The sequence below is a fragment of the Anaerotignum propionicum genome (assembly GCF_024461735.1).
Lineage (GTDB): Bacteria > Bacillota > Clostridia > Lachnospirales > Anaerotignaceae > Chakrabartyella.
The window spans coordinates 32601-56805 of the sequence record NZ_JANGAD010000007.1 but is presented as its reverse complement, the minus strand read 5'-3'; the positions used below and the strand labels follow the sequence as shown (position 1 = coordinate 56805).

At 39.2% G+C, this 24205-nt stretch carries 36 protein-coding genes; 4 read left to right on the top strand and 32 right to left on the bottom strand.

Annotated features, from left to right (window positions below; translation table 11 throughout):
* Window positions 1-2 precede the first annotated feature (2 nt).
* The 28 genes from NE558_RS10240 to NE558_RS10105 all read right to left on the bottom strand — a co-directional run bounded on the left by NE558_RS10240 (window position 3) and on the right by NE558_RS10105 (window position 20135).
* Window positions 3-4496, bottom strand: coding sequence for a phage tail tape measure protein (locus NE558_RS10240; protein WP_256149960.1), 4494 nt, complete (start codon window positions 4494-4496; stop codon window positions 3-5).
* Window positions 4497-4660: 164 nt separating this feature from the next.
* On the bottom strand, window positions 4661-4747 hold the full coding sequence (locus tag NE558_RS10235) for a putative holin-like toxin (protein WP_256150112.1): 87 nt from the start codon (window positions 4745-4747) through the stop codon (window positions 4661-4663).
* A gap of 117 nt (window positions 4748-4864) precedes the next feature.
* Window positions 4865-4996, bottom strand: a complete 132-nt coding sequence (locus NE558_RS10230; protein ID WP_256149959.1) for a hypothetical protein — start codon at window positions 4994-4996, stop codon at window positions 4865-4867.
* 38 nt (window positions 4997-5034) lie between these two features.
* Window positions 5035-5427 (bottom strand): hypothetical protein, encoded by a 393-nt coding sequence (locus NE558_RS10225; RefSeq protein WP_256149957.1) that lies wholly within the window; start codon window positions 5425-5427, stop codon window positions 5035-5037.
* A 14-nt stretch (window positions 5428-5441) separates the two neighbouring features.
* A complete protein-coding gene (locus tag NE558_RS10220) occupies window positions 5442-6032 on the bottom strand; it encodes a major tail protein (protein ID WP_256149956.1) in 591 nt (196 codons plus the stop codon).
* Between the two features lie 15 nt (window positions 6033-6047).
* A complete protein-coding gene (locus tag NE558_RS10215) occupies window positions 6048-6530 on the bottom strand; it encodes a hypothetical protein (RefSeq protein WP_256149955.1) in 483 nt (160 codons plus the stop codon).
* Window positions 6511-6864, bottom strand: coding sequence for a hypothetical protein (locus NE558_RS10210; protein WP_256149954.1), 354 nt, complete (start codon window positions 6862-6864; stop codon window positions 6511-6513). The genes NE558_RS10215 and NE558_RS10210 overlap by 20 nt, the downstream gene beginning before the upstream one ends.
* Window positions 6851-7207, bottom strand: coding sequence for a hypothetical protein (locus tag NE558_RS10205; RefSeq protein ID WP_256149953.1), 357 nt, complete (start codon window positions 7205-7207; stop codon window positions 6851-6853). Before NE558_RS10205 ends, NE558_RS10210 begins: the two co-directional genes overlap by 14 nt.
* Entirely contained in the window at window positions 7176-7481 is a 306-nt protein-coding gene (locus NE558_RS10200; protein WP_256149952.1) for a hypothetical protein, read from the bottom strand. Before NE558_RS10200 ends, NE558_RS10205 begins: the two co-directional genes overlap by 32 nt.
* A gap of 145 nt (window positions 7482-7626) precedes the next feature.
* On the bottom strand, window positions 7627-8913 hold the full coding sequence (locus NE558_RS10195) for a phage major capsid protein (RefSeq protein ID WP_256149950.1): 1287 nt from the start codon (window positions 8911-8913) through the stop codon (window positions 7627-7629).
* Window positions 8914-8940: 27 nt separating this feature from the next.
* A complete protein-coding gene (locus NE558_RS10190; protein WP_256149949.1) occupies window positions 8941-9702 on the bottom strand; it encodes a head maturation protease, ClpP-related in 762 nt (253 codons plus the stop codon).
* Window positions 9680-10867: a phage portal protein gene (locus tag NE558_RS10185; protein WP_256149948.1), complete on the bottom strand. Its 1188-nt coding sequence runs from the start codon at window positions 10865-10867 to the stop codon at window positions 9680-9682. Before NE558_RS10185 ends, NE558_RS10190 begins: the two co-directional genes overlap by 23 nt.
* A 12-nt stretch (window positions 10868-10879) precedes the next feature.
* Window positions 10880-12556, bottom strand: coding sequence for a terminase large subunit domain-containing protein (locus tag NE558_RS10180; RefSeq protein ID WP_256149946.1), 1677 nt, complete (start codon window positions 12554-12556; stop codon window positions 10880-10882).
* Window positions 12543-12860, bottom strand: coding sequence for a P27 family phage terminase small subunit (locus tag NE558_RS10175; RefSeq protein ID WP_256149945.1), 318 nt, complete (start codon window positions 12858-12860; stop codon window positions 12543-12545). Before NE558_RS10175 ends, NE558_RS10180 begins: the two co-directional genes overlap by 14 nt.
* 101 nt (window positions 12861-12961) lie before the next feature.
* Entirely contained in the window at window positions 12962-13312 is a 351-nt protein-coding gene (locus NE558_RS10170) for an HNH endonuclease (protein WP_256149944.1), read from the bottom strand.
* Between the two features lie 625 nt (window positions 13313-13937).
* Complete coding sequence (locus tag NE558_RS10165) at window positions 13938-14066, bottom strand: hypothetical protein (protein ID WP_256149943.1); 129 nt, start codon at window positions 14064-14066, stop codon at window positions 13938-13940.
* A gap of 324 nt (window positions 14067-14390) precedes the next feature.
* Complete coding sequence (locus NE558_RS10160) at window positions 14391-14780, bottom strand: hypothetical protein (protein WP_256149942.1); 390 nt, start codon at window positions 14778-14780, stop codon at window positions 14391-14393.
* A gap of 194 nt (window positions 14781-14974) precedes the next feature.
* The gene (locus tag NE558_RS10155) at window positions 14975-15142 is read right to left on the bottom strand and encodes a hypothetical protein (protein ID WP_256149941.1); all 168 of its coding nucleotides are present in this window, start codon (window positions 15140-15142) and stop codon (window positions 14975-14977) included.
* A gap of 3 nt (window positions 15143-15145) precedes the next feature.
* Window positions 15146-15676, bottom strand: a complete 531-nt coding sequence (locus tag NE558_RS10150; protein ID WP_256149940.1) for a Holliday junction resolvase RecU — start codon at window positions 15674-15676, stop codon at window positions 15146-15148.
* Between the two features lie 23 nt (window positions 15677-15699).
* On the bottom strand, window positions 15700-16692 hold the full coding sequence (locus NE558_RS10145) for a phosphoadenosine phosphosulfate reductase family protein (RefSeq protein ID WP_256149939.1): 993 nt from the start codon (window positions 16690-16692) through the stop codon (window positions 15700-15702).
* A gap of 181 nt (window positions 16693-16873) precedes the next feature.
* Complete coding sequence (locus NE558_RS10140; RefSeq protein WP_256149938.1) at window positions 16874-17602, bottom strand: rolling circle replication-associated protein; 729 nt, start codon at window positions 17600-17602, stop codon at window positions 16874-16876.
* A 260-nt stretch (window positions 17603-17862) separates the two neighbouring features.
* Window positions 17863-18420, bottom strand: a complete 558-nt coding sequence (locus NE558_RS10135; protein ID WP_256149936.1) for a hypothetical protein — start codon at window positions 18418-18420, stop codon at window positions 17863-17865.
* A gap of 85 nt (window positions 18421-18505) precedes the next feature.
* On the bottom strand, window positions 18506-18634 hold the full coding sequence (locus NE558_RS10130) for a hypothetical protein (RefSeq protein WP_256149935.1): 129 nt from the start codon (window positions 18632-18634) through the stop codon (window positions 18506-18508).
* A gap of 117 nt (window positions 18635-18751) precedes the next feature.
* Complete coding sequence (locus tag NE558_RS10125) at window positions 18752-19033, bottom strand: hypothetical protein (protein WP_256149934.1); 282 nt, start codon at window positions 19031-19033, stop codon at window positions 18752-18754.
* A 25-nt stretch (window positions 19034-19058) separates the two neighbouring features.
* The gene (locus NE558_RS10120; protein WP_256149933.1) at window positions 19059-19343 is read right to left on the bottom strand and encodes a hypothetical protein; all 285 of its coding nucleotides are present in this window, start codon (window positions 19341-19343) and stop codon (window positions 19059-19061) included.
* A 13-nt stretch (window positions 19344-19356) separates the two neighbouring features.
* Window positions 19357-19572, bottom strand: a complete 216-nt coding sequence (locus tag NE558_RS10115; RefSeq protein WP_256149932.1) for a YdbC family protein — start codon at window positions 19570-19572, stop codon at window positions 19357-19359.
* Window positions 19573-19585: 13 nt separating this feature from the next.
* Window positions 19586-19873, bottom strand: a complete 288-nt coding sequence (locus NE558_RS14495) for an AbrB/MazE/SpoVT family DNA-binding domain-containing protein (protein WP_305145045.1) — start codon at window positions 19871-19873, stop codon at window positions 19586-19588.
* Window positions 19874-19910: 37 nt separating this feature from the next.
* Window positions 19911-20135: a hypothetical protein gene (locus NE558_RS10105; RefSeq protein WP_066052143.1), complete on the bottom strand. Its 225-nt coding sequence runs from the start codon at window positions 20133-20135 to the stop codon at window positions 19911-19913.
* 335 nt (window positions 20136-20470) lie between these two features.
* Between NE558_RS10105 and NE558_RS10100 the strand changes: the two genes are divergently transcribed.
* Window positions 20471-20851: a hypothetical protein gene (locus tag NE558_RS10100; protein ID WP_066052149.1), complete on the top strand. Its 381-nt coding sequence runs from the start codon at window positions 20471-20473 to the stop codon at window positions 20849-20851.
* Here the strand turns inward: NE558_RS10100 and NE558_RS10095 are convergent, their stop codons facing one another.
* Both NE558_RS10095 and NE558_RS10090 read right to left on the bottom strand, forming a co-directional pair.
* Window positions 20852-21208, bottom strand: a complete 357-nt coding sequence (locus NE558_RS10095) for a hypothetical protein (protein WP_256149931.1) — start codon at window positions 21206-21208, stop codon at window positions 20852-20854.
* A gap of 51 nt (window positions 21209-21259) precedes the next feature.
* A complete protein-coding gene (locus tag NE558_RS10090; RefSeq protein ID WP_256149930.1) occupies window positions 21260-21463 on the bottom strand; it encodes a hypothetical protein in 204 nt (67 codons plus the stop codon).
* A gap of 142 nt (window positions 21464-21605) precedes the next feature.
* Here NE558_RS10090 and NE558_RS10085 point away from each other — a divergent pair, with 142 nt between their 5' ends.
* Window positions 21606-21854 (top strand): hypothetical protein, encoded by a 249-nt coding sequence (locus NE558_RS10085; RefSeq protein ID WP_256149929.1) that lies wholly within the window; start codon window positions 21606-21608, stop codon window positions 21852-21854.
* Here NE558_RS10085 and NE558_RS10080 read toward each other — a convergent pair.
* Window positions 21849-22139, bottom strand: coding sequence for a hypothetical protein (locus tag NE558_RS10080; RefSeq protein ID WP_256149928.1), 291 nt, complete (start codon window positions 22137-22139; stop codon window positions 21849-21851). The genes NE558_RS10085 and NE558_RS10080 overlap by 6 nt on opposite strands.
* A 104-nt stretch (window positions 22140-22243) precedes the next feature.
* A complete protein-coding gene (locus NE558_RS10075; RefSeq protein ID WP_256149927.1) occupies window positions 22244-22423 on the bottom strand; it encodes a helix-turn-helix domain-containing protein in 180 nt (59 codons plus the stop codon).
* Between the two features lie 204 nt (window positions 22424-22627).
* Here NE558_RS10075 and NE558_RS10070 point away from each other — a divergent pair, with 204 nt between their 5' ends.
* Together NE558_RS10070 and NE558_RS10065 are read left to right on the top strand one after the other, a co-directional pair.
* Complete coding sequence (locus NE558_RS10070) at window positions 22628-22996, top strand: helix-turn-helix domain-containing protein (RefSeq protein ID WP_256149926.1); 369 nt, start codon at window positions 22628-22630, stop codon at window positions 22994-22996.
* 417 nt (window positions 22997-23413) lie between these two features.
* On the top strand, window positions 23414-24166 hold the full coding sequence (locus NE558_RS10065) for a stalk domain-containing protein (protein ID WP_256149925.1): 753 nt from the start codon (window positions 23414-23416) through the stop codon (window positions 24164-24166).
* Window positions 24167-24205 lie beyond the last annotated feature (39 nt).

Here is a 24205-nt window from a genome sequence, read left to right as displayed (position 1 = left end):
GATTATTTCCCCCCTCTTGCTGAACTTCGCTGTTTTCTCATAAATTCACCCACTCGCAAGAAGTCTGACACATCCCGATCACGCCCATTATTAACATTTGCAATCTGAAATACGAAATCGCCTTCATTGATTGTAGTGGCACTTGATGTATTGGTAATCTGCTGTCTCGCAATATCCACCCCAGCCCTGAGGGTGTCACGTATGGATTGCTCTACATCTGCAGCACGGCCTTTCCATGGTTTGATATATCCATCCACAGAATAATCACCAATCTCTTCAAATTCACGGGAGGGTGAATGGATATCCAATTCATCCTTAGCCGCTTCAATAGCAGCTCTCACTGTTCTTGTAATTGCCTTTACAACTTCTGATTCACCTTGCTCAATGCCCTTTGCCATACCTAACATACTTTGATAGCCTATTTCAAGGGATGCATCCTCTAATACACTGATTTTCTCAATCAACATATTCGTGTAAGTTTGCATCTGCTCTTGAATCAAAGCCTGGTCAGCTTCCCATTTTGCGAGGACTGCTTTCATTCCGTCGCCGCTTCCCCCTTCACTCTTTCCTTTGGGGGCTTTTTCATCTCCTTGGCCTTGGCTTTGATAGCCTCCGCCATCCACAATTCCTTTGGTCACGTTTTCCGCAATATTCTTACCGGCATCATATGCCTCTGTATCCAAACCATTGAGATCAGATATCAACTCATCTAAATAGTTGGTTTTCAGATCATCTTTCTGATCTTTATAAAACTTATCTGCAATTTCCTGAGCCTTTTGCTGTTTCTCCTCCCAATCTTCGATATATTTTTGAAAAGAAGCATCACTTTTTCCAAGTAGCTTTTGTGCAACATCCGCCCCATCCTCAACGCCCATTCCAGCAATTTCACTGAGTAACCCGTCCGAAATGCCCTTTCCTTTTAAATCGTCAAGAGCCTTTTCATACTTTTCCAATGCATCAATCTGCTTTTCAATATTTTCAAGCTGAACCTTGCCATCATCGTCTCGAGAGAATAAATCCCCATAACCCGCTAGATCATCGGCCATTTGCTGTTGTTCTTTCACAATATCATTGTAAATGGATATAACCTCGTCAAACATTTCCTGAGTAGAACCCACCCAAGCTTCTTTATTTCCCTGTAAATACTTATCCCGCTCTTTTTTCGTATTGGTAATATAGGTTTTTAAGTCAATGAACCCATTTTCATATTTTTTAGATATTGCTTCACTCATTGATTTGTAGGCGTCCTCTAAATTTTTAGCGGCTTTTTCCGCTTCTTTTTCCAATTCCTCCGCCTGTTTTTGTTTCCATTTGTAAAGCTCAACATTAACACTTTTCCATTCATCGCTGGATTCCTTAAGATACTTTTTCTGAATGCCTTGCAGCTCATTATAGAATTTCTTTTCTTCCATAACTCCGGTATCTCGTAAATATTCAAGTTCTTTGCGGGCATTTTTATAGGCTTCCACATTTTTATCAACAGCCTGTTTACTGCTTCTTGCGGCCTTAGTCGTAGACTTGGATGCGGCCGTGGTATTTGAAGAAACTGCACCAAGATTTTTCTGCAAGTTTTTCAGACTATTAATCTGAGCTTCTACACTTGCCAAACTGGCGGTATCCGCTTCATTGGCCATAGCTTTAGAAAAGGCTAAGGCTGTAAAGCTTCCTGCGGCATCCACTGCCGCTCCCGATTCTTTATTTAGCTTATCAACAAGACTTGTTTTTTTCGCTTCCAAATCCGCAATTTGGTTCTGTATTTTCTGCTCGATTAAGTCTTTATAGGCCTGTTCATTGATGGTGATTGCTCCTGTTTCTTCATCAACGGCAAGGGCCATTCCATATCCGGCATCAATCAGTTTTGCCGCTGTTGCATGGGAGATTTCTCCTGCTTCCGCCTGTTCTTTTAGGGCATTGGTTGCCAAATCTACACTTGCATTTACTGCATTGGTGGCATTGCTTAATTCTTCAAAGGCAACTTTATTGTTTTGTGCTTGCGCCGCAACTGCGCTAATGGCTTCCCCTGTTTTATCAATCTGCCGTTGCAAGGCGTCATATTTACCTTCAGAAGATTCTATTTCTTTGCTTAAGGCAATCTTAGAATTTCGAAGCTCCACATTTTTTTGTTCCAAAGCATAGGTGCTATCCCCAACCTCACGCAAAGATGCAATCTCTTTGGCATTTGACGCAATCAAGGCGTCCGCTTCTTCTATCATCGCCTTTGTATCTTGAATCTTTTTTTGTTCCGCTTGCTGTTCGGCAATCAGGCGTTTCATTTCTTCCTCTTGCCGTAACTTTTCTATGTAAGCCTCCATATTATCGGCAAGGACAATATAACTACCACTTTCACTGTCAAGAATTAAGACCTGTTCCCCCAACAAAGTATTGATTTCTTCCGCCCTGGTTGCAAGTTCAGCCTGTTGCCCTGCTGTTTTCTCGGTGATAGCATTTAGCTCCTGAAATCTGGCAATGGCACTTTCTGCCGTGGTCAAATCATACATGCGATTCTCTGAATTCCCTTGAATGGTTTTCATGGTTTCGCTGTATTCTTCTCCGATAGCAGTAACGCTGTCTTTAAATTCCTCCGCCGCTTCCTTCCCTGTCAGCATATTTGCAATTAGGGATCCTGCAATCACACTGGCCAATGCGGCAATGGCGGTGGCGGCCAAACCAATGGGAGTTATATTTAATGCTGTGGTAAATGCAACCGTTGCCGCAGTTCCCGCCGCTGTTGCTGTTCGATAGGCAGACACCGCAGTGGTTAAAGCACTAATCCCAATTGCCGCTTTTCCGGTCAAAGTCATCATAGGGCCAATGGCTGCAGTAATGGCTAATATCTTGATAATATTTTCCTTTTCCGCTTCATTCAGGTTAGAAAACCATTTGCCCAAATTGTCAACGCCTTCTATAGCGTTATTCACCATTGGTAAGAACTCACTACCCATAGTAATAGCAATATCATTTAAGGTATTCTTTGCAATTTGAATCTGACTGGCCGTGGTCGCATAGCGTTTTTCTGCTTCCGTAGCCAGAGCGGTATTATCAATCCATGCCTGATTTGCCATATCCAGATTCTTTGTTAAAAGTCCATTGGATGTTGCCATTGCCGCCACCGCATTTGACAGACGAATTTCTGTAATACCCAGGTCGTCTAAGGTTGCAACAACACTGCCACCGGAACGCTTAATCTGTCCTAATCCATCAATAAACGCCGCCAATGCCTTTGAGGGATCATGCTTCCATATTGCAGAAAACTGCTCCGCCGTTAAATTTGCAACCTTAGCAAAATCCCCTAATCCTTCGGAACCTGTTGCAACCATGACTTCAAACTGCTTTACCAACTTAGAAATGGCACTGCCCCCAGCTTCCGCTTCAATGCCAAGGGAGGAAATTGTCGTCGCAATGGCCAATATCTGCGGTTCTGTGAATCCAACCAAATCACCTGTCGCCGCCAACCTGGAGGACATATCCACAATTTCTGATTCAGTGGTAGCGGCATTGTTCCCCAGTTCAACGATGGTAGAACCCAACCGCTCATAATCAGCAGGATCAAGCCCTGTAATATTTGCCAATCTGGCCAAGCTATCCGCCGCTTGATTTGCAGATAAGTTTGTACTCTCACCTAAGTCAATCATTACTTTTGTAAAAGACAGTACATTTTCTTTTTCAATACCAAGCTGTCCAGCCTGTTCCGCTACGCTAGCAATATCATTTGCAGTGGCAGGAATATCCTTTGACATTGCTCTGATTCCACCAGAAATCTTTCCCAACTCTTCCACGGTTCCGTCTACCGTTTTTTCTACCCCGGCAAATGCGCTTTCATAGTCAATTAGGGCTTTAGCAGAGTATGCCGCACCCGCTGTGATTGCCGTGGAAAGTACAGTCATTTTTTTACCGGCACTTTCTAAATGTTCACCGGCTTTTTGTGCATCATCTGCTAATTTCTGAAGCTTAATTGAATTAACATCGTTAAGCTCGGAATTCATTTTTTGTAAATTTTCCGTAACCGCTTGCGTTTCTTCAACTACTTCCTTTTCATCTTCAACTACCTCTGCAATGCTGTCACTTTGTATGCGCTCCATTTCAGCGTTCATTTTATTTAAGTTGGCCGTTGCCGCATACAAATTAGCAGTTATTGAACTTACCGCAGTAGCTTGTTTGTTATAGGCTATCTGTGCTTTTGCAGCCTCTTTTGAATTTTCTCCAAACTCAATATTAGCTCGCTTTAGTGCTTCCCCTAACTCCCCTAATTTTTGCTCCTGGGCATAGTATTGCTTTGTTAGCAAAGAAGCCTTTTCTTTTTGATTATCAATTAGTTTTGCTAGAACTAAATGTTGGCTCTTTAGTCGCTCTATACTCTTATCATTATCGCCGTATGCCGAAGTTACGCTTTTCATTTCAGCTTCCAACGACTTCATCTCGCTATTAATCTTCTTTATAGACTCTTTAAAAGCTGTCTCCCCTGAGATTCCTATACGAGGGCCAATATCATAAGACATAAATTCACCTCCTAAAAAATAAACATGAAAAAAGCACCCTTTAAGGATGCTTTACAAATCTAAATCATATGCTATAATAGAATTAAGTAGGAAACCGCCACTAGGTGGTTGACCTCAGTAGAGCAAAGCTACCCTAACCGGCCAAAGTTATGTGGGTAGCTTTTTTATTTTCTCTTATCTATGTAAGAGAGAAGTGCTATCAAAAATAAGCCAAATGTAAGCATTATCATAAATACTTCATATGTACCCATAGCACCACCCCCAATCCTTAGTTAAAATTGGAGGTCAACTACCCAACACGGTTTCCGTTTCTTTATTTTACCATAATTTTCAAAACCATTCAACTTATGAATATCCACTTTGAAAGATTACAACAAATCCGGTATCAAATCATCATCCGTGACAATCTCTTTCATTTTTGCACCTTGGCTGATTTGGTGACAAGCAATCAAATCACTCAAAAGTCCTATCGGCGATGCCAGTACTTCATAAGTCTGCATATTAAAAAACCTGCCGTAATAGAGAAACCACGCAAGCGTTAATTCGTCTGCGTGGTTTCTGCGTTTTTTGTATCTGCCTCTACTTCTACCTCTCTTTTTAAACCAATAGCAATTGCCTCCATAACCGCAATTTTCATCTCTGTACATTCATAAGGCCCCATGGAAGCCTCCGCCACCTCCCGTGACAACAAATTCCCTTCTTCCCCAAACAATAGGCGTTTATACTTGACTCCCCATTCATTGAGTAGGAAAAATAACCACATAATATTATGGATTGCATCCGGCGTTTTATCCATATCCATGGCTGTAGTTGTATGTTTCAGTTCGCCAAACTTTGCATGGCACTCTGCATAAGCTTGCAGGGAAAAAGCAAGGGGGTAGGCTTTACCCCCCACCTCCCGCTCAATCATTCTAACGCTTTCATTTTTCATCTGAATACCTCCCCTTATGCTGATTTCTCACCAAGGATAGCCTTAATATAGGCTCTAGCCTCTCCCTCTGTGTCAAAAGTTGCTTCCCTCTTCCATGCATGATTTGCACTATCATCTCGCATAATCGTTGCAGCAATTTCAGAGGTTTGCCATTCAATGGTACCACCTTGGGTGGTGGCGGCCTCATCAAAGATAGAAAACTTAATCTTAGTAAATACTACTGCCCGCCATTTTGGAGCACTGTCTTTTTGTTTCTTGATAATAAGACCCATTCCAAGATAAGGAGGATTCATGTTATCATCATAAATTAATTCATTAATGGTTTCCTCACCAATTGTGAGTTTTTTCGGTGTGATTCCCATGATTAATGCACTTGCTTCTTGCATCAAATCATCCGTTGTCACGGATAATTCTCCACCACCAAAGGTACTGTCTGTCTCTGCGACACCGTTATCCGCATTCAGGTTGTTATCCTTTCCTGCTTCAATGGAAGTGGACATTTCAACCGCCTTTGCCAATACTTGTCCTTGGGTGTAAGTAACAACACCCTCCTCTGTGGCGTTATATTTTGCAACATAGGGATAACTTAAACCAATCTTTGCCATAGTTTTAACACTCCTTTATATTTTTTTACATTCTTGATCAATTACTTCTTGCATCTTGCGAATCGCTTCATTTTTCTTCCCCTGGACAGCCGGCTCCACAAAGGGCGTTGCGTTCCTTACGCTGGATCCACTCTCTATGGAACGTGCCAAAAGCTGGTTGGGAAGTCCGTTGGGATATTTTTGCGTTGGATAACTGCCATAACCATCAAATCCAATTTTTGTACCATAGGTTCCTGGACTTTCTTCCCCAATGGGTGCTATTCCCAAGGAATCCAATAAGTCCTGTTTTTGAACCCTTGGCACGCCCATAAATTGCTCACCCGCTCCCAGCATTCTGAATTTATCCTCTGGTAGAGCTTCTAGATTGTTTCTGATTTCATCTGCCACCAACCCAGCCGCTTCATAAACCGCCTTTTCCGCAATTGCTTGCGTATTTGCCTCCATTCTGGACAGCATTAACATAAATTCATTTGTTCCCCTAAAAGCAATCTTGGCCATCATCCTCACCCCAATCATAATCTACATCCACATACCATTCATAGTGAATAAACCCGGTATCCTCTTCATACTGCACAGAATTTAACCTCCATGGAATTTCTGCATCATTGAACTTTCGCTGGATCCTGAAGAAATCATGGTCAAATTCATCCTTGGTGAAAAAATGCACTGCACAGCGAATAGCCTGGTGGGTGGCTTTATTGTCAGCGTGTTTTGCGCCACTTTGTGTAATCTCGCTCCAAACAATATATTTATTGCCGGGCTTTAGGGGTTTGTAGTGAAAAATACTTTCAGTAATGGTAAGCAAAGTATCCCTCAACTCAATCATTGTCATAGTTGCTTTCCACCCTTTCCAGTAACAATTCCATTTCTTTTGGTTTGGTATTTTCTATGTAAACAACCTTTTTTACTTCATATTTATCATTGCTCCCCAGAAAAACCACTTTATCTTGAGCACTTACCTCAGTCCGATAGGGGCATCTCACAATTTCATCTATCTTAATATTCTGCTGCAAAGATTCATGAAACCGCGTGTGGCCTATAGTGCGCCGCCGAAATCTCAGACGCACTTTTTCCACAATACCCTCTTTGGGCATATTACCCGGTTCTGCAATATTTCCTACTGTGTATATCGTGATCACACCATCATTGTATATCTGTATTTTTTTCTTGTTCATAGTTCTTCACCTCCTGATGGATTTGCAGCATCATCAATTCGTGAAGGTAGTTCTGTTGGAACTCATTTAAGGCACCGCTATTAACATACATAGCATACTCAAAAAGGAGGGCTCTGGCTTGCCCCTCCTTTTCATAATCTTGTTTCCCACCCGCTGCATGATTCAGATACTCCATGCCTCGTGATACAATACCTTTTATTTTTTTATTGGTATCAGCATCATCCCATGTAATATCAAGATAATTTTTCACAGCCTCTAATAATTCTTCCATCATCCTGTCACCGCCTCTATGGCTGCCAAAATATCTCCTTTTAAATTGCGACTACTTAGCCCGGTAATTCCGAGGGATTCCGCATATTCCAACAGTTCCGTTTTGTTCATGCCCTCGGTATTGCGGGTGGATGTGCTAAGCGTCGCCATTAAGGGTTTTCAGGTTCACCTTCACCTTGGGAAGTACCACCCTCACCGTTAGTGATTACCTCATTTGTCTGTTTAGGCTCCAAGGTATTGGTTACCTTTACCTCCAGCACGTAGTTTTCCAAATCTTCAATGTTCAGATATACAAAGGCGTTTTCGTCTTTTGGTCTACCATTGCCATACAGCTTTGCACGGTATAATCTTTTATCTTCTTTAAACATTGCATGGTCGGAGTGCTCAATCTTTCCCCCTTTTCCAGTTCCAAGACCCATGAAGTATTGCTTACCCAATCCAATCACCGCCCGCCCAACAGTTACCGCCGTAGACTGAATTGTTTTTGTAGGATAAGGAAATACATCAGTTCTAAATGTACCATCCGTTGCTCTTACCGTAGTGGCAGGGAACACTTTTGTAAAATAATCCGTGGGATTCACCACCAAAAGCACAGAAGGAATGGGGCGTCTTTTATTATTGGGTGCCTTGGATAACGTATCAAGCAAACCACCATAGGTAGGTGCATCCAATTTTGTAATTGCCACCGCTGTTTTATGGGGGTGTACACCATCCACTGCACCGCTTAATGCCCTTGTCATACCCAAAGGTTTTTCATTACCATCCCCATCCACGATAGCAGTTTCCAAACCAACGGCGATGGCCTCGGCCAGAACTGTTCTTACATAACGATCCAACCATGCGGGACCTAAATCAAGCATGGCATTGCATACTGGAATATACGCAGAAAGTTTTGTGCTGCCCAATTCCAAAATAGAGAAGGTTGCAGACAATTCATCCACAATTTCTCCACACAATTCACCCCACCCAGCGGTGCCGGATGTGGCAGAAAGCAACCACTTTGTAACCGCTCCTGTGTTCTGAAAATCCACCTCATTCAACAAGGGATGATTCTCCTGCAAATATGTAAAAATCTCATCAATAACAGTGGTGGGCATCACATCATCAATCAAAGTAATTGCTTGCTTTGGATCTACGGACTTCATAGCATCAATGACCTTTTGATAGTATACATTTTCCTGACTGGTAAGCTGTCTTACACCTCTTTGGGCTAAAATACACGAATCTGCACCCTGCACGGCTTGCTCATATTCCTGCATAACCGCTTCCTGAACATTGTTGGCCAAGTCCTTAAAGGCTTGGTTAAACTGCTCAGGGTTATCCTCTGTAATTGCCGAGTTCATTCTTTGCAAAATGACGTTTCTTTCCTCCTGAATTAGATCAAGACTTTTCATAGCAAAAAACTGTAAATCCATTTTCATTTTCATTTTTTTCATGTAATCTCTTCCTCTCTAGAAATAAAATTAACATCCTTTTACGGATGTCATAAACTTTTGTAATCTATTCTGTTGTGGTTCCGCCGGAGGCTGTGGGGTTGGTTCCTTGGGTGGTGTGGCCAACTGCTTTAATTTTGCAACCAGCTCCAAGTTTTTTCGTTGCAATGCCTCATGACTCTCTTTCAGTGCTTCCGCCGCTTTTGCCATATCAACTTGCCGCTCCCCGATTTCATCACATAGACCATACTCAAAGCACTGGGTGGCCGTCAACCACGTTTCAGCCGCCATAATTTCTATAAGCTGCTCCTCGTTTAATTTTCCGTTGGACTTATCCAAGTAGGCTTGACGATTGCCTTTCATGATAGCCTCTAAATCCTCGGCATTTTTACGATGTTCTCTAGCATTGCCTATAGACATATTCCACATATCGTGTAACATTTGCATGGTGGGGCTTGCCATTACTACTTTGTCGCAGGCCGTTAATATGTAGGATGCCGCCGAAGCCGCAAACCCGTCCACATAACCGGTAACATAGGCTTGGTGTCTTTTTAATTGGCTATGAATGCCCATGGCCTCTTTCACATCTCCGCCATAACTATTGACATATAGATTGATAAACTTTGCATTTGGGTATTTTGCAAGTTCTTCCCTGAAATGATTTGCCGAAGTTTCACTTGTAATCACCTCGTCATTCCACCAGTCATAACTATCAGGCTTAATGCTTTCATAGATGTACATTTCCAGAGTATCCGGCGATACAGATTGCTCAAGTTTCCAAATTGTCCTCATTTTTTTCACCTCCCTTCAATGCCCGCAAGGCATCCTCTACTAACTCGTAATTTTTTGTAATAAAGTGCTGTTTTGCCCAAGGTTCATCTATGGAATTTTCACCGCACAATTGCAAAATATCATTCACGCAGAAAACCCCAGAGCCAATTAATTTATCAATGGACGTAGAAATACTAAACAAATCAATATGCTTTATAGCACGTGTATCAATTTTCAGATACGTCCCTTCCGAAAAAGCTTTATACCCATAACGCTTACGAATGATTTCCTCCTGTATCATATCCACCAAAGGATCCACAGCAAATGTTAGTGTGAAATCTAAGGCATCTTTAGTACCTTGCACGTCACCACGCAAAAGAGAAGGATGGATACCAAAGCCCTTAGCCGTAAAATCAGAAATATCATCAATCATTGCTCTGATATCCCTGGTGGTTTCCGCTGCATAGGTTTTCTGGGCAGTTTCATCTACCTTCTGCCCTTTACCCAAGGGTAGAACTGCATTATCCGATTCAATAAACTTTTTAAACTTATTTTTTATCAAATCATCAAAATTCTTTCTTTCTTCACTCCCGGCAACGGGCAACGTATCATACTCGAAAAGAAATTTTCTTCCCCTTGATTTTTGATAGGCGTTTATGCTGTACTGAATCAGTTTTTCATACTCGCCGTATAAATCATTGACCACCTGTCGCATGTTTTTATTATTTAATTCAAAAAACAATACATCTGCCTGGTAAAAAGTCTTTTGAAATGAAAAATCGCCCACAGTTACCTCCGTGAACGTATTTTCAAATAAAACCTTTTCATTTTTTGTGTAGCTATCGGCAACTAGCAACTGTTCCCCAATGCAAATCACAAGACACTCATTATCTCTGCACAGTTTTGCAATTAATTTGTGTAAAAATACGCTTGAATTTTGATTCTTATTTGGTTCGTAGTTCCACAAATAATACTCACTGCCCTTTTTTTCATCTCCCTTCACATAGGTTTTAAACTCACACTTGCTTAAGGCATTGGCAAGAATATTGGCGGCAGTCCAAAACGCCGCTTCCCTAATGCAAATAGTGGAGGTATATTCTTGCAAAAAATCGTCTATTTCATCACCGGAAATAGAAACACTTTTTCCCCCACCCACTTTACTACTTAGCCATTCTAAAAAGCCCAACTTATCACCCCCTTAACATGTAATGACTGGTATATCATCAAAGCTGCAAGCAGCTTCTTCCAGTTCTTCTTCCCCAATCATGGAATGCACTACAGCCATAAATGGATCCGTTTTTCTGCTTTTCGGTTCAATTTTTCCATAATAGAAATTTCCCGTTTCTTCTCCTTTGCTTTTCCCCGCTGATAATAATTTTGTGTTATTTACAGCCCACCGCAATGGAGGGTTGTCCCCCCAGGTAAACAAATGACGGATAAATACATCATCTATGACCTTCTGTACCTTGTATATATCATTCGGCCTTACTAATTTCACATTTTTATACTCTTTTGCATCAAACCCAATTTTTCTTAATTCGCTTGCTACAAGAGCATATTTGTTGTTATCCAATAAGATCAGCTTGATATTATATTTCTGCGCCATTGTTGCGATATAATCGCATAATAGCCTTGGGTGAATTGTAACATCATCTACAAGTGTCAAAAGTTCCTCATCTGCCCAGGCCTTCCATGGTGCCTGAATCCTGTCTAAATCTTTGGAATTTAAACACAACCATGAATGATTGATATCATACCTTTCCTCGCCTTGCGTGAAATGAAAATTTACACTTGCCAAGTCGTTAATGGCAGCATAGTCAATCCCAACAGTACAGCTCCAACCGGACATATCCGGCAACGGCCTATTGGTTGGAATAACATTTTCCTCAAAGTCTGTTACTGCCAACTCCCGATTGGATCTGGGGAAATTCATTCTTTTTGTATAAAACTCCGTCTTGATTTCTTCGGAATATTTCATCTTCCCAAACTCTTTTTCCATGGTGTCTTGCAAAATAGGCAAATATTTCAAAGAAGGATTTGCTTTGTGCCACATATTCGGATTGTATATTTCTTTTTCACTGTTGATTTTATAAAGCAAAGGAAGAGTTTTGGAATTTTGTATTACACCATTCAAAATGTCATAACATACTCTTAATTCATTATCCAAAACCCCCTCCCTCACATGACCGTTTGTTGTGATTTTAAAAATACGAGAATGCTTGCGCTTACCAAAACCACTGGTAAAAACGTTGATAATCTCATAACTCATGTACTCGTGGATCTCATCAAAAATAAGACAAGCAGAACGCTTACCGTCCTTCGTTCTGGCATTGGAAGTATGATATTTGATCACGGATCCAGTCTTTAGATTTCTAATTAGTTCTTTGCTTTTGTAAAAAAACTTTTTTAGTTTCTTCCAGTGCCGCTCCAATACATCATAAATATCATTGAAAGAAGTTTCTGCCTGGTCCTCTGAATTTGCTATGATTTCTATGTTATATCCTTTTACACCATGATAGTGGGTGCTAAGGTACCAGCTTACAGGAGAAATAAATCCATTTTTACCATTTCCTCTACCCATCATGATGATATATTCATCAAAAACAACAGTGTCATTGTCCAAATTATAGCAGTGAATCAATGCAAATAAAAAAAGCTCCCAATCAAAGAGCTGTAACTCAAAATATTTTTCTGTTAATTCAACAGCCTTGTTTATCTTGTCAACATCAATAAACACATTGGGTTTATTTAACCCTTCTTCAACAATGTGCAGGGCCATGAAAATTTCATCCCCGACAATAACTTCACCGCTGTACACACCGTCCATGTAATCATCAATATAGGGGTGATAGGATTTTTTTCTACATCTCTTCATCAGTATCATCACCCACCTGACAAGATGGTTTTAGCGCTAAATAATCCAAAATACATAGCATTTGTTTATTAACTTTCAATAATTGTTCCACACTTTCGTTCTTTTTTATGCCCGCTTGGCCTCCTCCATTATTATAATTTACCGTTACTCCTCTGCCTTTTATGTCTGCCAACAATGCATTTTTTGTATCCCACAATTCTAGATAATCCCGCACTAAATCAAGATAATATTTGCCTAGCGAGCCATTCCGTTCTAGCTGGTCAACTAGATCTTTTTCCAGTCCTTTTCTTGTAATTTGCTTCATACCCCCACCCCCCTCACGTGTGAAATGAATATTTCTGAATTGTCTAGACCCACCTGAGTAACAGCGAAAATCTTAATCTGCGTTTTTTTCGACCGGGGGTATCACCATTTTTCCTCGTTCAACGGCTTCTTTTTTTCGTACTTTCCCATCCGCTCCGGATGACATTCTGTTTCATGGCAATACTTGCACACGCTGATAAGATTTCGTTCTTTCCGCCCACTTTCATTTGTGAAATAACTGCTTAAGCATAGCGAAGGATACTGCCTCAACTCTTTCATATGATGTACTGTTGTTGCCTTCGTGTATCTCTTGTATTTATTTTTGCATACTTGGCATTCAAAATGGTCTTGTTCAAAAATCTCTCTCCTCTTCCTTCTCCATTCAGGTGAAGTATAAAACCTATGAACATCGCCGCTTCGAATCAAAGCAATTAATTCAGGTAACCGCTCCATTACTTCCCCCTCTTTCATGTAATAAAAAAGGATACCTATAGGTATCCTTTTTTACTTTTCTATTTATCATAGTTAAATGATTCACCACATTTGCGACAAGACTTGTTACCATTTTTAGACCATTGTGGAATGGCATCTCCCTTTCCACAATGTGGACATTTAAAAAATTTGAATCTGATAATTAATGAACCGACTATCATGCTCCATGCCGTCCATAAACAAATTTGTCTTATTGTCCAGTCCTCAAAAAAGAAATACGAAACTAAAAGAATAACTAAAGCTATAGTCTCTAGCACAATACTTATTCTTGCATACAATCTATTCAACATGACTCTTCTCCCTCGGCATCCTTAATCATATATCTATTTATCATACTCAAACACTTTTCCACAATTAATGCAATCCTGTGTTCCACTCTCTGACCACTGCGGCTCAACAGTTAACTTTCTACAATATGGGCATCTAAGATATTTAAGTCTAATAATAAGCACAGCAATCCAAAGAACCGGCAACGTCCACGAGAGAATTTCTCGTAATACAGATTGCCCTTCAATAAAAAAAGTAATGCAAAAAATAACAATAACTAAATAGTACAACACAATATATGCTCTTGCATATGGTCTTTTCAGCACATTTCCATCCCCCAGTTATCCTGAATCACATATCTATCTATCATACTCCAATGGTTTCCCACACTTTTTACAATGCTTGGTCCCACTCTTCGACCATTGTAGTGGGGCAAATGTTTTTCCACAGTACGTACATCTTAAATACTTATCTCTAATAAATACTGCAGCACCTTGAAATCCACACGCTATCATATAGCCGTTGGGGCCATGTATCCAGCTACTACTATCTATAAAACACGAAATAGTCATAATAACAAAAAACAAAGCATACAACATAATAGCTGCTCTGCCATAAGACCTTTTCAGCATGTTCCCACCCCTTATAATACAATACCATATTTTTACAATCATAACAAGAAATGTTTGGACTTCTATAACGCCTAGTAAATATTGCCCAAATTATGTATGCTACCATATTAACTCATAAGTAAACACATTTGGTGCCAACTTTATTTTTTTGTGGATAAAATTCCAAAGAATTTTAATTTCATTCTAAAAAAAGCTCTCCTGCTCATTGGTACTTCCAAATGTTCATACCTCACCCCATCCACCACATTGTTTAGTATGTATGGATAAAACTCATTGCCCGCTTCCATTGCCGACTGTTCTATGATCTCTAACTCCTTTTCAAGTTGCAGCCGCCTAAGCGCTGTATTCCCCGTTCTGTCAGATATTTTGTTTCCTCCTCCATTACTGTCAAAGCCCGGTGAAGAAAGCTCTGTAATAGAACGTAACTGTAGTTGCTTTTCCCTATATTGCTTGCAAAAATATTTCAATTCACGATATCGGTTAGGAGAGATATTATAATCTTGCAACTTTAAATCTCTATCTTTCCTCATCGTCCACCACCTCTCCTTTGACTTGTCCACATCGCTGTGGATTGTTTAAGCAAGGGTTTTTACATTTCGCTTTGTTCATACAATCCGTACAGCATATATTTCCCCTCATATGGTCACAATTAAATATTTGGCAAGATCTAAACCTTTTGTATTTTGTTGTTTTCATTCTGCACCCCCTCATAAATTATTCTCATTCAATCCTCACCCTTTGCATGATGGTGAATTGAAGGTATAATAATCCAAATTAAGAACCACTCTAACTCATTTATGGGATATGCAGTATCAAAAATCCCCATGAAAGGCAAATTTAATATATCTAAAACCCAAAATATTGCTAGACAAGCATAAAATGTTTTATACATGATTTAATCCCTCTCTCGCTTAATCATATAATCTAAAAACAAAACAGATCCATTAAACTTAACCTGGTATTCCTCAACATCATTTGCAGTAATATACTTACGTCCATAATTCTCTTTCATATCCCGCCAGATCTTCCAAGGGATGAAGAAAAACTTATCTTCAAGCCCAACGCATACTCCTGCAACCGCTCCCAAATTCATATGGCTTTCTAAAACTTTCTGCTGCTCTTCCGTTAGTACGCCCCGTTTCATCCGGTCGGATGTTGTGGTCTTTGCTTCAAATACGATAGACTTTCCATCCGCAAGGGTTCCTTGAAAATCCGGTTGAGCATGTGCGGTAAATCTCCCCATGAACATTCCATCATTGCCTTTACTCAAAACCCGAAAAGGTTCAGGTGTTTTATTAATATCTGCCCGACTGTTTTCTCTGTATGTATTGCACCCCGCCAGAATTGCACTTTCAAATAAATGCCCTTGAGCATTATTCGTTGCGTTTTGGTGTTGCCGCTTCGCAGCTTGCTGATTGTAAGCCATTACTTATCCCACCTTTCTCATATCTAGTATTTGATTCCTACATAGTCCAACACTGGTTTCATTCCCAACCCACCTTCATTCCAAGATTTTAAACAATAACGATAAACAGGCGGATGGGTTATTTTCATTCTTTGAAAGCGGTTAGGTTCTTGCTCCAAGTGGGCACCAAACATACAGAACATGCATCCTGTACGACTAACTCCTGTTGTGCGATACTTTGACGGAACATAACCATCCAACCACATTTGTCCATCCATTTCACAATCGGCTATCACTTCCCCATATACAGATGAAATTTGGATATCATTTTTCACTATGTATTCAAGCACATCATTCTCAACCCATAATGACATTGGGTTACTGATAGGAAATTTTGAATCATATAAATTACAACCGCCATTAATCCACTTTTGCGTTCTTAACTTACTTTCATCCGCCATTTGCCCTGTGATTGGCACCTTACCAGTTTTTCTATAAAATTTATGTAGCGGCCTTTTCTTCATAACATCACAACACAGATTACTTACACCAAACGGTGCATCCAATAAAAAGTACCACTTGCTTTGATTGTATTGTGATTTCTTGCCCTCAAATTCCAGTTCACCACAAAGTTTTTTCACATAAACATTTTCAGGATCATTTGTTCTGCGTGCATAGTAAACACACTTTGATACTTCTTTGCTGATCACAGGGTAACCGTACTTTTTAATGACCTGCCTAAAACTCATATCAGGCCTTAAAATCGTTACATTATCAAAAGTTTTTACAAACTCTTTTATTTCCGGATATTCCAGTCCGGTATCAACATAAACCGCTTCAATATCCGGATACATATCTCTGACTATATGTAATAAGACTGTGCTGTCTTTTCCACCTGAAAATGAAATATATACACCGTTTGGTCCATAACGGTCTATCCATTCTCTAATTCTCTGGCGAGTCATTCCCAATTTTATATGCATTGGAAGGGATTGCATTTGTTTTAATTCTTGCATTGTTCTTTTGGCTTCATCCAAATCCATCCCTCTTTTCCTTGGGCTTGAAACTAAGATATATGCTAATTTCCTTTATTCCCTCCCAATAAACTCACAATCCATTAAACACCAAACCTTATTGGCACCTCCGTTTTTCTTGCACCTTTCACAATTCAAGCAAGTACCATCTTCGTTACTGAAACACCTCCGACACAAGCATTTCTCACAATTCGGTTTTCTCTTTTCCTGTTCCATAATCATCACCGCCTAATCTAATCGCTTTCAAATATCTAATGGGGCCAATCTCCTCAGAAAAATATTCACTGCTTTCCACAACCAGATACCCCTTGGGAGGTTTGGGCTTATTTTTTGGGTTAGCTGAATTTATTTTTTTCACAAGAACTCTTGGCTGTACCAAATTTCTACTTGAGGTCCATCTTTTTTCATATTCAATTACATTTTCCTTGGTTATGTATCTGGCCAAGCCTGTATAATCTCCACCTGGTTCTAATTGAGAAATCATGACTCTACCCAATCCCCACAGCTCCGTTAATTCCTTTAGGGTAATATCCATGGCATTTACCAAAAGATGATGGTGCTCACGGCCACTTTCTGATTCAGTCACTACGATGTACTTTATGGCAGAAAGTCCTTTCTTTTTTCTCCACCGTCTCAGGCGGCTCAAAAAATTCCGCAGTTCCCTTTTGATTTCCTGTCTAGATAATTTATTTCCGTATGTAAGGGTAATAAACAAATCGCCTTGACTGAAATTCGCATTTATCAATCTGGATAATTTCCTTCTTGCTAATTTCAAATTTCGTTCTTTCTGTTCTTCCGAAGTCAGTAGTTCATTTTGTCCTCTGTTATATTTTTTTCCAATAGCTCTTGGGGAGTAATACTCCTCACATTCATATACGTCTCCCGCCCATATGTGTTTTCTATATCTTGGCATTGCTTTACCCCTTTCTATAAATAACCATAGCCCTAATGTTAATCTTGTTATCGAGGAGTTAAAGAGCAACTTTGCCCCTAAATTCCTAGGTTTTAGAAACAGGCTTTTTCATGGAAAGCAACCCAAAATACTTGTGAAACAATGTACTATGTTATATAATATAAGTACTATATCTTGGGTTTTATCAAAAGCCCCGCCCCTTTTCCTACGCCTATAGGATTGGGGCATTCTCTTTATTCAATTTACCTATTTGTCCCGCTTCATTTTTCTGCGGCATCACGCCTTTCCTCAGCTCTGCATCGGTCGGCCAATGTATCTAAGGCTTCATAAAGGTCTGTCCCGCCTTGCTTGTACTCCATAATTACAGCAGACAGTAACATACCATCTTTCACTGCAATCGCTCTTGCACCACCACTTTTTCTAATAAAATATCGTATGTAGCCCGTTTCCTTTTTCACGGTAGGTGCCATTAATTCCGTATCAATCCAAATAACCCCATCAAATGTGTATATTGGGGTCAGCAAGCTTCCTCCGTAAATGACGGTAATCCCTGCATCCTCTGCAGTTACCTCCACCTCATCCGGCGAATCATTTTTCAGTATTCGTGAAGATTCCTCTTCACATCTTGTAAGCCATTTTTCCCTTTTATCATCCGATATCCCCATTACAGTTAAAACGGTATCCTCATCCAATACAGGCATATTTTCCAGATGATAGACAGCGCTGCCGATACTCAGCCATTGTTGACCATCGTCATCCTTCATCAATACCGCCGTCCTATTTCTTTTTGCCAGTGATGTAATTTTAGAAAACTTCATATTTTCACCTCACAAACCCATCTCGCTATTTTATTTAAAACCTTGCCCCACCCTTGACACTGCAAGAGAGGGGCACATTTTTTACCTATTCTTTTTGTTTTGCCTTAACACAAATTTTCTGTGTTTCTTCCTTAATATAGTCACCATTACAATCACAGGTTTCCCCATGGTCTAAGGAAGCTCCACAAATAGGGCAGACATTAAATTTACTCATATAAACCTCCTATGTATTCAATATTGAAATCTCTTGTTTGAAAAATGAATTTATGCTATAATCAATTTGAGTGTGGTGCTGGGTTTCCCAGTGCCTTTTTTATTGCATAAATTCTCATTATCTCCTCCATGGCTTGTCCAGCCAAAGCCCAACCAAAACAATAACCAGAACAATGGCACAACACTCAAAAACTAAGAGAGCTTTCTCCGGTGCCGATTTTGAAAGAGATTCAAAAAATGTGGCTGAAATTACTGATACAATTAATATAAATATACTTTTCAGCAGTTCAGAAAAAATGCACTTACTACGCCTACGCTTTTGTAATTTCTTTATACGCTTTTGCTTACGTTGTCTTAAATCAAATATCCTCTCTACCTCTAATACCTCCCTTGGTCCCATTGCCTTTCCTCCTTTCTCAGGATACTCATGCCTTACAGATTTCAACCCGCTCCCCCTGCTCTCGCCTCCGCAAAAGGTTATACCGAAAGAACGTTTTATGGGTAGGAAGTTGAACCACAAAACCATGATTCCATAATTGCACCACGGTACCTTCCCGCATTTTATATTTCCCTTTGTTCTGCACGTCTTGACTGACTTTGTACTGTCTTACTTTGGCACCAATCTTTAATCCGTAAGCCTCTGCCTTGGCACGAGTCATATTGTCAAAAACCGAAGCTTTAGGCGGTTGGCTTGCTTCCGACCTTGCCATAGTCCCCGCCCCCTTATAGCTCCATACCATTTAAAATTTCTCTGAGAGCTTTTGCCTCATCTGTAGTTAAGACAATTCCCTTACCGCATTTTGTATGGGTATCATTCCACCCACGAATGTCAATCTTTTCTTTTCTACCGTTCCAGCTAATTAGATTAACCTCTTTTTGAAAATCCCCCTCTGAAATAACTCCGAATGTTTTTGAAATTTCAAACTCTTTTGCTGGCATATGTATTTCCTCCTCATTGTTTTTCTTTTCCAGACTTCATGGTTTTTTCTATCTCTTCTATTTTCTTAAGTAAAACAGGCTTCATTTTGCCGCAATCCTCAAAGACTACTCTATCCTTAAGGCGGCTAACCATAGTAAGCAAATCATCCACAGCGTCATACCGCTTCAGTATGATAGTATCGTTATCTGTAAAAATTTCTAAAGTGTCTCCAATACGAATACCCAAATTTCTTCTAAGTTCTATAGGCAAAACAATCCTCCCAAGCTCGTCCACTTTTCTTGTAATTCCCGTAGCTTTCATATTTTCATCCTTTCTATATTTCATAAGAAATCAGCTTTTACAGCATTGCCTCTGCAAGTACATGAGGATCAAGCTTCAGCTTATCCTTAAACACCCGCAAATTATTAACTGTGAATTCCTCGGGATAATGATTCATACGGCGGTTATACGTTGAAACCGAAACATGTAAATAAACCGCCATCTCATCCCGACTTATTCCATTCTCAAACATAGCCGCCTTTATTAACGCTGGTAGTCGTTTATCTACCTTTTGCTTTTTCAAAGCTCACACCTCCTACTCTCTGATTAGCTCAAGCAAGAGAGTTGCTCTTTCATTCGACTCACACCATTCCCTCTCGTAACCCTTTTTGGGGCTACTCATGAGATAATTTGAGCTATATGCAAATACATTGTTCATTTCCATGTCATAATACTTTTGAAGCAATTCTTTTTTGTCCATTAAAAATTCCTTTCTCATCTTTACAAGATTTTTATTTTTCCTTTTGTACTCACAACCAATCGTCATAAACAGACAGTGTATAGAATATTATGTAATTTCGTGTTATGCTTTCTTTATAGGCACTGCAATGCCAAGTGATAAAGAAAGGAGGAAAGCCTATGGATACCTATCAAGTAGTAAACCTAAAAACATTGTTAAAGGAAATATCAAACATGGTGCAACTATCCTACTTTGATGCTAAACAAGCTCACGATTTAATTTCCGAGAAAGAAGATAATAAAAAAATCGGTGCTTTAGCTTATCTAAACAAAGCAACATCAAGTATGGTAGCAGCGAAATGTCTGTGCTTCACACATTTTGATGAAATCTACTACACTAACGATATGAAGGAGGTATTTACCTCGTTCGATCTTTTTGCAAATGAGATCATTCAGCAGTTTACGAACATGCAACGTTATCAACAGGTAAATCATTACTTTCTTAAATTCAAAGAAACATTTGAAGATTCAATTTTCAATACAACTAATACTGATAATTGATTACTTCACGGGGCAGTTCTCTGCCTCTTTTTTTATTTCTTTCAGCTCTTTATTTAACATGAGCATTTTGGTATACAAACTATTAAATTCTGAGACCATCATATTCATATTCCTGTCCAATTTATGTAGCAACGCTGTTTGATATATAATTTCTTTTGCTATATAGCAATCTGGATTTATATTTACTTTCCATTTTTCTGATAATATAGCCTCACTAGCTCTTTCACGTTCTTCATTGAGAATTCTTAGTGCTATTTTCTGCCCTCTCTCTTGTATTTCTGATTCTTTCGCAGTCTTAATTTCTTCTCTTTTTCTGGAGAATTCTTCTATCTCTTTTGGTGTTCCTATGATTTCCATTTCTGCACTCCTTTCTGTTCTCATAGAATTGCTATTGTAAAAATCTTATTTTTAGCAGATAGGGCTTCTTTTAGCTCTTGTCAGAAGAAGCCGGCAAAGCTCCTCTACATCTTCGCAATTTAAATTTTGATTTAAACAATTATCATAAACCTCGTCCGCTATTTTACATATAACGAGATGCTTTTCTTTTCTCAATTCTCTTTCTAGTGATATCTGCTTTGCCCGCTCCATTATTGCTTTTTCTTCGTTGCCCATTTCTTACCTCCTATTCCTCTAAAAAATATGTAATTGGAACACCGAAGTAATCGGCTATTTTTTGTAGATTTTTTAGTTTATTAAAACTAATGGAATATTTTGTATTGCTGTGGTACAATCTCCTTTAGAAGGAGGTGATAAAATGAAACTATCGTCGAAAGCTCTTGAAATCTTTAAAGCCGCATATAACTTTTATCAAAACGATAAAACTAGCGGTGACTGTAAATCTTTTTACGGCTTGAAACAGTTCAATCTACCAGAAGAAGAACTAAATTCATTATGTGAGGAAATACAAGACGCTGGACTTGTCTTTTTTGAACGCGATGCTGATGGTGTCCCTTACTTATACATGCTCTTTCCGGGTGTGCAGTTTGGTGAAAAACATCTATAGCCCCATGTACCTCAAACACTGGAAGCATGATTCTAGATCCGTGATTTCAGATTCCGCTATTACTTCATGCTTCCAGTCTCTTTTTATTAACTCAGCAATTTCACCACTATTAGTTAATAAATGCACATAAGTTCTCTCACCTTTGACTTGGATTTTCTGTACGAGAACATCTGAACCTTTCTCCCTTCCATTTTCATCAATTTTCTTTTTAACTTCTTCCGCCATCTCTCTTGTTTCATTCTCTGTACTGGTAACTTTTGATAACGTAAGCATTTTTCCTGTCATATGTATTCATCCTTTCGCTCATCATGTGCCATTCTTTTGTGGCAACTTCCATATATGCCACTCTATTCCTCTGATTGGAACACCGAAGTAATCAGCTATTCTTTTTATGATGAAATAACTCTATTGATATTTAGGAATTCCTTCAAATCTTCCTCACTTACACGCACGGTTTTCGTACCACCTAATCTTGTTGCCCCCAGCTTTTTTTTCCTAATCCACTCCCGAACAGTTCTTTCGGATACTTTTAAGATGTCCGCAACCTCGAAAGTCGTATAAAGTTTCATTTTATCACCCCTTTTCTATTGCTTTTCGTCGGTTTTCGTGCTAAAATCAACTTGCGAGAATGACATTTAACAACAAAAATATATTCAGAATATTTAATACACGAATTTCGTGCTTATGACTTCATTGTATACTCTGTTTTCGTACAAGTCAATAGTTTTTGCACGGTTTTCGTATTATTTTAATGTTCTTGTGGAGGTTTTACAATGGATACAATTGATAGGATATTAATACTTATGGAAAACCACCAAATGAAGCAAGCGGATTTAGCGAGAGTCGCAGGAGCAAGAAGTAGCTCTGTGAGCGATTGGTTTAATAGGAAAAGCTCATCCTATACGAAGTATTTAGACAAGATAGCCAAGCATTTTGGAGTTACTGTTGATTATTTAATGACAGGCAAGACTAACACAGATGAGACACCGTATTACATTAACGATGACGCAAGAGAAATTGCAGAGGAGTTAGCCCAGAATCCTAACTTGCATATTTTATTTGATACAGCTCGTGGGGTATCGGCGGAAGATTTGCAATTTGTAATAGACATGGTAAAACGATTAAAACAAGACAGTGAATAGAGGTGTCGCTTTTGATAAATGACTCAGAATTTTGCATAAGATATATGGATATGCCTTGTGCTGTAAAGGCTTTCGTTGTAGAAGATAATGGTTTTTACAACATCTTTGTGAATTCTAGATTGAATTTTGAACAAAACATGAAATCCATAAGACATGAACTTAGTCATATCAAAAATGGTGATTTCTTCATTTGTAGTGGAATTGATTTTATTGAAAAGATAAGACATGGAATGAGTTAGAAAACTCTCTTCATTAACAAAAATACTGCAATTAATGCGAATTAAGATTAAATACATAAAAAAGCCGCCCTGTCTTGCACACAGGACGGTAAAGTATGAAAAGATTTCACGGAAAAATCCTCCCCAAGGAAAATTATAACATAATTTATAATCTTTGTAAATTTGAGGAGGAAGAACAATGAAATTCAAATGGAAAACAATTGCTACAACTTTTTTGGTAACAACATTATTTTCTTCAAATGTTTTTGCTGCCACTATTACCATTGATGGTAAACCATTAACGACTAAAACACCACCTACAGTTGTAAACGGACGTGTTATGGTACCTGCCAGACCTATTTTCGAAGCACTTGGCTGTAAGGTAACATGGGACAGTTCAACCCAAACAATCTCCGCAATTAACGGCAGTAATTTAGATTCTATTGATTTAGTTTTGAATAAATCAACGGCAGCAATTAACGATAAAAGCTGTGCACTAGACACACCCGCTCAGATTATTAATGGTAGTACTATGGTACCATTACGATTTGTAGCCGAAGGTTTTAATTGTAGCGTAAAATGGGATAATAAAACTAAAACCTCATCTATTACCAGAAATATAAAAAGCATTTCAGATTACGTTCCATATTCTGCTGGGGACAAAGCAACACTTGCACAAAACATTGCAGATGGAAAAGTAGTATATATTGATGGACAATATTGGGCTACTCCGGAATATGCAACGTCATTAACAAATGGACAAATGACTTACTATAATACTTCGGGAGATAGTGAAGAACTTATAGATATGGCATCTAGACATCTATCCTCTACTGATACAGTCAGCGAATCCACCGCCCCTGAAAAAAATGAAGATTATGATTTAGATGGTGTTGAAGATAAATATACGGAAGAACTAAGAGAACTAATTTTTGGAACACCGAAACAATAAAAACAATAAAAATTCCCCCACTCCGCTACCAACGAAGTG

Excerpts from the sequence above, each read along its gene's own strand:
- NE558_RS10240 (WP_256149960.1), bottom strand. The coding sequence starts at position 4,496 with ATGTCTTATGATATTGGCCCTCGTATAGGAATCTCAGGGGAGACAGCT.
- NE558_RS10235 (WP_256150112.1), bottom strand. The coding sequence starts at position 4,747 with ATGGGTACATATGAAGTATTTATGATAATGCTTACATTTGGCTTATTT.
- NE558_RS10230 (WP_256149959.1), bottom strand. The coding sequence starts at position 4,996 with ATGCAGACTTATGAAGTACTGGCATCGCCGATAGGACTTTTGAGTGAT.
- NE558_RS10225 (WP_256149957.1), bottom strand. The coding sequence starts at position 5,427 with ATGAAAAATGAAAGCGTTAGAATGATTGAGCGGGAGGTGGGGGGTAAA.
- NE558_RS10220 (WP_256149956.1), bottom strand. The coding sequence starts at position 6,032 with ATGGCAAAGATTGGTTTAAGTTATCCCTATGTTGCAAAATATAACGCC.
- NE558_RS10215 (WP_256149955.1), bottom strand. The coding sequence starts at position 6,530 with ATGGCCAAGATTGCTTTTAGGGGAACAAATGAATTTATGTTAATGCTG.
- NE558_RS10210 (WP_256149954.1), bottom strand. The coding sequence starts at position 6,864 with ATGACAATGATTGAGTTGAGGGATACTTTGCTTACCATTACTGAAAGT.
- NE558_RS10205 (WP_256149953.1), bottom strand. The coding sequence starts at position 7,207 with ATGAACAAGAAAAAAATACAGATATACAATGATGGTGTGATCACGATA.
- NE558_RS10200 (WP_256149952.1), bottom strand. The coding sequence starts at position 7,481 with ATGATGGAAGAATTATTAGAGGCTGTGAAAAATTATCTTGATATTACA.
- NE558_RS10195 (WP_256149950.1), bottom strand. The coding sequence starts at position 8,913 with ATGAAAAAAATGAAAATGAAAATGGATTTACAGTTTTTTGCTATGAAA.
- NE558_RS10190 (WP_256149949.1), bottom strand. The coding sequence starts at position 9,702 with ATGAGGACAATTTGGAAACTTGAGCAATCTGTATCGCCGGATACTCTG.
- NE558_RS10180 (WP_256149946.1), bottom strand. The coding sequence starts at position 12,556 with ATGAAGAGATGTAGAAAAAAATCCTATCACCCCTATATTGATGATTAC.
- NE558_RS10175 (WP_256149945.1), bottom strand. The coding sequence starts at position 12,860 with ATGAAGCAAATTACAAGAAAAGGACTGGAAAAAGATCTAGTTGACCAG.
- NE558_RS10170 (WP_256149944.1), bottom strand. The coding sequence starts at position 13,312 with ATGGAGCGGTTACCTGAATTAATTGCTTTGATTCGAAGCGGCGATGTT.
- NE558_RS10160 (WP_256149942.1), bottom strand. The coding sequence starts at position 14,780 with ATGAGGAAAGATAGAGATTTAAAGTTGCAAGATTATAATATCTCTCCT.
- NE558_RS10155 (WP_256149941.1), bottom strand. The coding sequence starts at position 15,142 with ATGTATAAAACATTTTATGCTTGTCTAGCAATATTTTGGGTTTTAGAT.
- NE558_RS10150 (WP_256149940.1), bottom strand. The coding sequence starts at position 15,676 with ATGGCTTACAATCAGCAAGCTGCGAAGCGGCAACACCAAAACGCAACG.
- NE558_RS10140 (WP_256149938.1), bottom strand. The coding sequence starts at position 17,602 with ATGCCAAGATATAGAAAACACATATGGGCGGGAGACGTATATGAATGT.
- NE558_RS10135 (WP_256149936.1), bottom strand. The coding sequence starts at position 18,420 with ATGAAGTTTTCTAAAATTACATCACTGGCAAAAAGAAATAGGACGGCG.
- NE558_RS10130 (WP_256149935.1), bottom strand. The coding sequence starts at position 18,634 with ATGAGTAAATTTAATGTCTGCCCTATTTGTGGAGCTTCCTTAGACCAT.
- NE558_RS10125 (WP_256149934.1), bottom strand. The coding sequence starts at position 19,033 with ATGGGACCAAGGGAGGTATTAGAGGTAGAGAGGATATTTGATTTAAGA.
- NE558_RS10120 (WP_256149933.1), bottom strand. The coding sequence starts at position 19,343 with ATGGCAAGGTCGGAAGCAAGCCAACCGCCTAAAGCTTCGGTTTTTGAC.
- NE558_RS10115 (WP_256149932.1), bottom strand. The coding sequence starts at position 19,572 with ATGCCAGCAAAAGAGTTTGAAATTTCAAAAACATTCGGAGTTATTTCA.
- NE558_RS14495 (WP_305145045.1), bottom strand. The coding sequence starts at position 19,873 with ATGAAAGCTACGGGAATTACAAGAAAAGTGGACGAGCTTGGGAGGATT.
- NE558_RS10100 (WP_066052149.1), top strand. The coding sequence starts at position 20,471 with ATGGATACCTATCAAGTAGTAAACCTAAAAACATTGTTAAAGGAAATA.
- NE558_RS10095 (WP_256149931.1), bottom strand. The coding sequence starts at position 21,208 with ATGGAAATCATAGGAACACCAAAAGAGATAGAAGAATTCTCCAGAAAA.
- NE558_RS10090 (WP_256149930.1), bottom strand. The coding sequence starts at position 21,463 with ATGGGCAACGAAGAAAAAGCAATAATGGAGCGGGCAAAGCAGATATCA.
- NE558_RS10085 (WP_256149929.1), top strand. The coding sequence starts at position 21,606 with ATGAAACTATCGTCGAAAGCTCTTGAAATCTTTAAAGCCGCATATAAC.
- NE558_RS10080 (WP_256149928.1), bottom strand. The coding sequence starts at position 22,139 with ATGACAGGAAAAATGCTTACGTTATCAAAAGTTACCAGTACAGAGAAT.
- NE558_RS10075 (WP_256149927.1), bottom strand. The coding sequence starts at position 22,423 with ATGAAACTTTATACGACTTTCGAGGTTGCGGACATCTTAAAAGTATCC.
- NE558_RS10070 (WP_256149926.1), top strand. The coding sequence starts at position 22,628 with ATGGATACAATTGATAGGATATTAATACTTATGGAAAACCACCAAATG.
- NE558_RS10065 (WP_256149925.1), top strand. The coding sequence starts at position 23,414 with ATGAAATTCAAATGGAAAACAATTGCTACAACTTTTTTGGTAACAACA.